The 6,177-nt window shown below is 37.8% G+C and carries 5 protein-coding genes and 1 pseudogene; 5 read left to right on the top strand and 1 reads right to left on the bottom strand.

The window, feature by feature from the left end; translation table 11 throughout:
* The 4 genes from H592_RS24470 to H592_RS0118325 form a co-directional block, all read left to right on the top strand.
* On the top strand, positions 1-221 hold a 221-nt coding region (locus H592_RS24470), incomplete at its 5' end, for a hypothetical protein (RefSeq protein ID WP_211235690.1).
* Positions 222-1,154: 933 nt separating this feature from the next.
* Complete coding sequence (locus tag H592_RS0118345) at positions 1,155-3,056, top strand: bifunctional metallophosphatase/5'-nucleotidase (RefSeq protein ID WP_028870064.1); 1,902 nt, start codon at positions 1,155-1,157, stop codon at positions 3,054-3,056.
* A 979-nt stretch (positions 3,057-4,035) separates the two neighbouring features.
* The gene (locus H592_RS0118330; RefSeq protein ID WP_028870061.1) at positions 4,036-4,989 is read left to right on the top strand and encodes a DnaJ C-terminal domain-containing protein; all 954 of its coding nucleotides are present in this window, start codon (positions 4,036-4,038) and stop codon (positions 4,987-4,989) included.
* A complete protein-coding gene (locus H592_RS0118325; protein WP_028870060.1) occupies positions 4,986-5,291 on the top strand; it encodes a chaperone modulator CbpM in 306 nt (101 codons plus the stop codon). Before H592_RS0118330 ends, H592_RS0118325 begins: the two co-directional genes overlap by 4 nt.
* 148 nt (positions 5,292-5,439) lie before the next feature.
* Here H592_RS0118325 and H592_RS0118320 read toward each other — a convergent pair whose 3' ends face one another.
* Positions 5,440-5,793: a DOPA 4,5-dioxygenase family protein gene (locus tag H592_RS0118320; protein ID WP_028870059.1), complete on the bottom strand. Its 354-nt coding sequence runs from the start codon at positions 5,791-5,793 to the stop codon at positions 5,440-5,442.
* A gap of 169 nt (positions 5,794-5,962) precedes the next feature.
* On the opposite strand from H592_RS0118320, the pseudogene H592_RS24715 reads away from it, so the two are divergent.
* A pseudogene (locus H592_RS24715) lies at positions 5,963-6,171 on the top strand (hypothetical protein); the annotation flags it as partial.
* Positions 6,172-6,177: the final 6 nt, after the last annotated feature.

Here is a 6,177-nt window from a genome sequence, read left to right as displayed (position 1 = left end):
AAGTAGGAAGAATGACGCTATACGGGTATGCAAATCTATGGTACTGGCACGATAACCTTGATTATGACTGGGATTGCATTCCGGGTGCATGTGGAGTTGAAAGTTTTTACCCTAATAAGTCAAACTCAGCGTGGATAATGGTACCTGCTCCAGCTACATCAGCTATATTAGTAATAGGGCTTTTAGGTTTTAGATTAGCTTGCAAGCAAAAGAGAGTTTAACAGCTTCGAAGTTTGCCATATAACAAGGTGCTGGACACCCACAAACTTTCGCAGATACAGCTATTCAAAATTAGCTAGGTATAAAAAATGAGAGGGTTATTATCTTTTGCTCACTGAACCAACCCTACTCAAGGTTCAGGGGGCTAGGTCTTTCTTTTTGCCACTTAACGCAAAAGATAAGACCTAACACTTCCCCCCTTACTTGTTTGTAGCAACATAACTAAATACTCAATCGCATTCCACATTCCACATTCCGAGCAAAACAAAACTCATATGATCCAAATTTTCACTGTTAATACGGATCATTTTTCTATCTTTCCACGTAAAAAATAGGGCCAAGTATTGCCTTTTTCCTTTAAGTTAACAATAAAACCTTACTCAATTGGCTACATTCAGTCCCCCCGTTTAGTTTTTCTGAATCAATGATTACCTTTAGCAAGCCAAGGCAAGGAGCTATTAATGCGACAGCATGGTTAAACGAGCGAGCTAAGCTCTGCTTGCCCTTTGCCTTTGCTAGCTCAGTTCACCATATGGACGTGGCGTATGTGCGGTGCGTTAAGAAGGTAGACATTTATTCAGATTAAAAAATGATCGGGCCAGTCTCTTTGAGTTATTTGTAGGTATAGCTTCTCTGCTGGCAGAGAGAAAGTAAAGTCGCCAACACATAGCCCATAAACATCAAGCAGACTCGACGAGCGCAGACGAGTTAAAACAGAAGGCGCCTACTAAAAAAGTGTTGGCAAAAGTGCTGGCCCCCCACAAAAAAAGTACGGAACACACAAACTTTCTTTGACCCACAAATTATGTTAATACACTGTAGATATTTATTAAAAATTTAACTCTATAGCTATACGTCACATATTAGTCTTATTTTTATAAATAGACTTCATAATTCCCTTATTTACGTTCATACCTTAACCAACGAGAAATATTATGAAAATGAAGTTATTGTCAGCGGCTATTTTTTTAGCTTTTTCATCTCCTCTGCTTGCTGCGGATGGTGATATTCATGATGTCACTATTTTAGGTACATCTGATATTCATGGTCATTTCATGCCATGGGATTACGCAAGTGATAAAGAAAACACTCGTGGTAGTTTGAGCCAAATAGCCACCAAAGTTAAAGCTATCCGAAAGGAACAGGAAAACCTAATTTTAGTAGATGCAGGAGATACGATTCAAGGTAACTTTGTTGAAACTTTTAAAGATGAAAAAATAAGCCCTATGATGCTTGGTTTTAATGAAATGGATTACGATGTTTGGGTACTAGGTAACCATGAATTTGATTTTGGTTTAAAAGTACTTAACCGCGCATTAACACAGTTTGAAGGTAATGCGTTGGCAGGTAACATCGAGAAAACCGACGGTAATCCATTCTTGCCCAGTTACACTATTGTAGAACGTAATGGTATCAAAATTGGGGTTATTGGTATGGATACTCCAATGACACAAGTTTTTGCTGAAGGCACAAACCGATTAGGCGGGATGGTTTTTACCAACCCCACTATTGAAGTTAAAAAAGTGATTAGTAAGATCAAAGATAAAGTCGACTCTATTGTGCTTGTTGCACATATGGGAATAGATAATGAAAATAACAGAAGTGATACTGGCGTAGCTGATATTGCTAATGCTAACCCAGAATTAGATGCAATTGTTGCTGGTCATATGCACGTAGAAATAGATAAAGCGGTAGTCAATGGCGTAATAATTACTGAGCCAGGTAAATATGGACGATCACTGTCTCGCATTGACCTGCAATTTTCAGAAAAAAATGGAAAATTTACACTGGTTAATAAAGATAGTTATACTTATAAAATACAGGGAGTAACGTCAGATAAGAGCATGGAAGACTTATACCAACCTTATCATAAACGTCTTCGTGAAAATGCCAACCGTAAGATAGCAACATTAACAGGCGCTGATTTAGTACCTGAAAATGAAGTGCGTGGCATTCCTCAAGTACATGTTCAAGATACCGGCATAAGTGCGTTATTCCAAGAAGTGGGTTTCTTCTTCGCCCCTAACGCGAATGTTATAGCTCTGCAAATTGACAATGATAATGCGGAACTGGATGTAGGGCCAATAAAAGCAAAAGATATCGCTTATAACTACCAATATGCTGGTGGTGAAATTACTGTTTATGAGATGACAGGTAAAGAACTAAAAGCCTATATGGAATGGTCAGCGGGTTACTTTAATTCAGTAAAAGACGGGGATGTGACATATAGTTTCGATCTTAAACGTCGTTCATCAAAATATTCAACCAATGACTTCTTTGCTGGCGTTACTTACACCATCGATTTAACCAAACCAGCAGGACAACGTATTACTGATTTGAATTTTTCTAATGGTCAAAAAATAACGATGGACACACCAATACGTATTGGTATGAACAGTTATCGAATGGGACATTTGACTCGTAAAGGTGGAGTGTTAGAAAACAGAGATTTCCCAGTGTTGTTTGATACTAAAGCCATTTACGGCGAAGAAGCGGGTACAATTCGTAACCTAGCAATAAAGTATCTGATGGAAGAAAAAAAGGGATTGTATCAAGGAAAAACGATGCAAAGATGGAAACTTTCAGGTTTAGTTGGATATGATAAAGAACGTAAAATCGTTAAAGACCTTATCAATGCAGGTAAAATTGATATTTTAAAAAGTGAAGATGGCCTTTATACCAATGTGGCAGCAATCAATGTAAAAGATTTTATGTTTGCATCTAGTAGCGAAGCTAATGCTGAGATCATGGCATTAAAACAGAAATTAATGAAAGCGACTGATCAAGAAACAATAGATATTGAACAACGTATCACGTTAATTAACGCATTAAATTAATATCTATTCAGTTACAAAAGTAGCCCAAGCTTTACTTTTGTAACTGAAAATAAAAAGATAACAGAAAAAATGACTCAACGCGGCTACTACCTTCCGCCGTTGAGTTTTCAAAAATAACAAATTCCTTTTAGCAAAGCCAAACTGGACGTTTTGCTTAAGTTCATCCATCTGTTGCATGAGCGCAGGCGCAAAAATACCATTCGAACCAAGTATTACCTTCTGCAACTTAAAACCAAAAGCCTCACATAGAATATAAGTCAGCGCGACTAATATCTCTGCCGTTAATTTCCCCAAGTAATAAAAAGAACTAATGGGGTCAAACTAATGGGGTCAAGTCTTTCATTTTGAATAATCTTACAAGAGGAAAAACCTGATCCTGGAACTTGAAATGTGGCTACAACTTCCCCACCGTTGAACTTTCCCAAATCATTCATTGCTTTTAGCAAACCCAAACAGGATGTTTGGTTTAGGCTCGTTCTGGCCATGGATGGCCTGCAAGAGCCGCTGCGTTATAAAAGCAATGAATGATTTGGATCAGAAAGTGATTCGGTGGTCAGTTTCTTTGAGTTCTTTGTAGGTATAGGTCTTTTCTGATAAAAGAAAGTTTGGTCGCCGACAGGGCGAAAACACTGCCAATAAATATCAAGCAGACTGGGCGAGCGCAGACGAGCTAAAATAAAAAGTGGCTACAACTCCCCCACTGTTGAGTTTTCCAGAATAATAAATTCCTTTAACAAAACCAAACTGGATAGATCTCGCTCTTTAGTGTTAGGCATAGAGGTGTATCAATAGCAAAACAGTTGAGCAAAAAATCACATGCAAAACCCATCAATTTAATCATATTTCTTTCAACTTCGCCATGATATTAATTTGTCTTTATGCATTTAAATAATTAATAAATTTATAGTCAAAATACAATTAAAGCGTAGACTTAACCGTATGTCTCACAGTGTTTGTGATTTTATTTTTAGGTTATTTTATGGAATTCAAAGATTATTATAAAATACTCGGTGTCAGCAAAAAGGCTGATGTTAAAGATATTAAAACAGCCTACCGAAAACTTGCCCGCAAGTATCATCCTGACTTAAATCCTAGTGAAGGTGTCGGCGAAAAATTTAAAGAGATCGCTGAAGCTTACGAAGTATTAAAGGATGCCGGTAGAAGAGCAAAATTCGATGAGATCCTAGAGTATGGGGATCAATCAAGCCAAGGATTTCAGCCTCCACCGGGATGGCAACAAAATCAACATGCGTACCAAGGTGATCCTAACGCTGATGCACATTTTTCAGATTTTTTTAATTCCATTTTTAATGGTGGATTTGATCAATCGCATTTTCACGGACAAGCTCAGCAACATCATTCTAGAGGCCAAGATGTTGAGACGGAACTGGCTATGTCATTACAAGAGACGCTGCATCAACAAATTAAAACCGTTCACTTTCAATTACCTGTTTCCGAAGGCGGAAAAACGCACCATATTAAAAAACAATTAAATATAAAAATACCACAAGGCGTAATTAACGGTGAACGTATTCGTCTTAAAGGCCAAGGAAAGCCGGGTTATGGCGGTGGTGAACCGGGCGATCTTTATCTGCATATTCGTGTAAATAGTCATCCCCTTTTTGATGTTAAAAAACATGATTTAGTATTAACCTTGCCGCTTGCACCTTGGGAGGCGGCACTAGGAACTAAGGTCACGGTGCCGACACTGGATGGTAAAGTGACGTTAACAATCGCTGCCAATACTCAGTCAGGTACAAAATTGCGTGTTAAAGGTAAAGGCTTAAAAAGAAAAGATAAGTTGGGTGATATGTATGTGGTTATTAATGTGATCATACCGCCTATCAGCAATGATAAAGCAACCCAATTATGGCAAGAGCTTGCAAAAAACTCAGCTTTTGACCCACGGGTTTCATGGGGAGAATATCTATGATGCGCAGATTAACGGTGATTTCACTCAATGAATTATGTCAATTAGAGAGAATTGAAAGTCATCATATTATTGAGATCGTTGAAAATGGCATTGTCAAACCCATTGCTAATGCCAACAGTAAGGACTGGGAGTTTGACACTTCGAGTGTTCATTGGATAAAAAAAGCGGTGCGACTCCACCAAGATTTAGAAATTGATTGGCTAGCGGTGGCCTTACTTATCGATTTAATTCAACAAAGGGATTCGTTACAAAGAGAAAAAGAGTTTTTTCAACAACAATTGAGGCGGTTTACTCAGCATTAATAAACCAATATAAATACACCAGTATAAATACACCAATAAAGAACGAGAAGTGATTGCTTTCTCGTTCTTTCTATAACCAATAACAGCTCTTATTGCCGTCATAAGGGAGCAGGTAAAAACTAGGTAAAAGTGATGTCACCGATAGAGCCTATCGACGAAACATGTCTACATTTAACTCGCTCTCATCCCCTAGCCAACATGCATATTTAGTATGATCGTCTAGGTCGTTTCCTGTTAAAGGGTGAACAAATATACTCAACCCTTGACGCGACTCTTCAAGCCAAGGAATAAGTTGTTCAAAATCATTCGATGCAAAAAGGATTTGGCAACTCCAGCATGGATGAGGCCCCACCAATTTTTGATGTACTCTACCTATTTTTAAATTGAATAAATCCCCTGCTTTTTCACATAATTGTGTCGCAAATTCTACTGTTTGTAGGTCAAAATACACATGTGCATGATAATTTTCATGAAGATTAATAGGCCGTTGTGGTTGCTTCATATTGTTAACTTCCTCTTTTTTGCTTTGCTTATTAGTACCGTGTCATGATCGTATTATGCAATCAATATATACTCGTTACTAATTATAAAGCCAGCACATAAAACTACCTATAAAATAGAGGCTTAATCAAATTCGTTCTTTGGGGATGTGATTAAGCACGCCTGCTAATAACGGTGTTATACGTAAAGCTACCAGAAACGTAAGGTGTTTCCTACAGATGATTCAGCTAAAAAGGTGGTTTATCTTGCTATTATGGACGCCTCAAAGAAATGGACAATGCCAATAAGAAATTGGAAAACGGCCTTGAATCGCTTTATGATAACGTTCGAAGACCATCTTATTTACAGGGTCTTAAGCAATGCAACAGTATTTAAGTAATGAATC

Source organism: Psychromonas arctica DSM 14288 (genome assembly GCF_000482725.1).
GTDB classification, from domain to species: domain Bacteria; phylum Pseudomonadota; class Gammaproteobacteria; order Enterobacterales; family Psychromonadaceae; genus Psychromonas; species Psychromonas arctica.
Note: the sequence above shows the minus strand (reverse complement) of the source record. Positions and strands in the feature narration are given on the sequence as shown.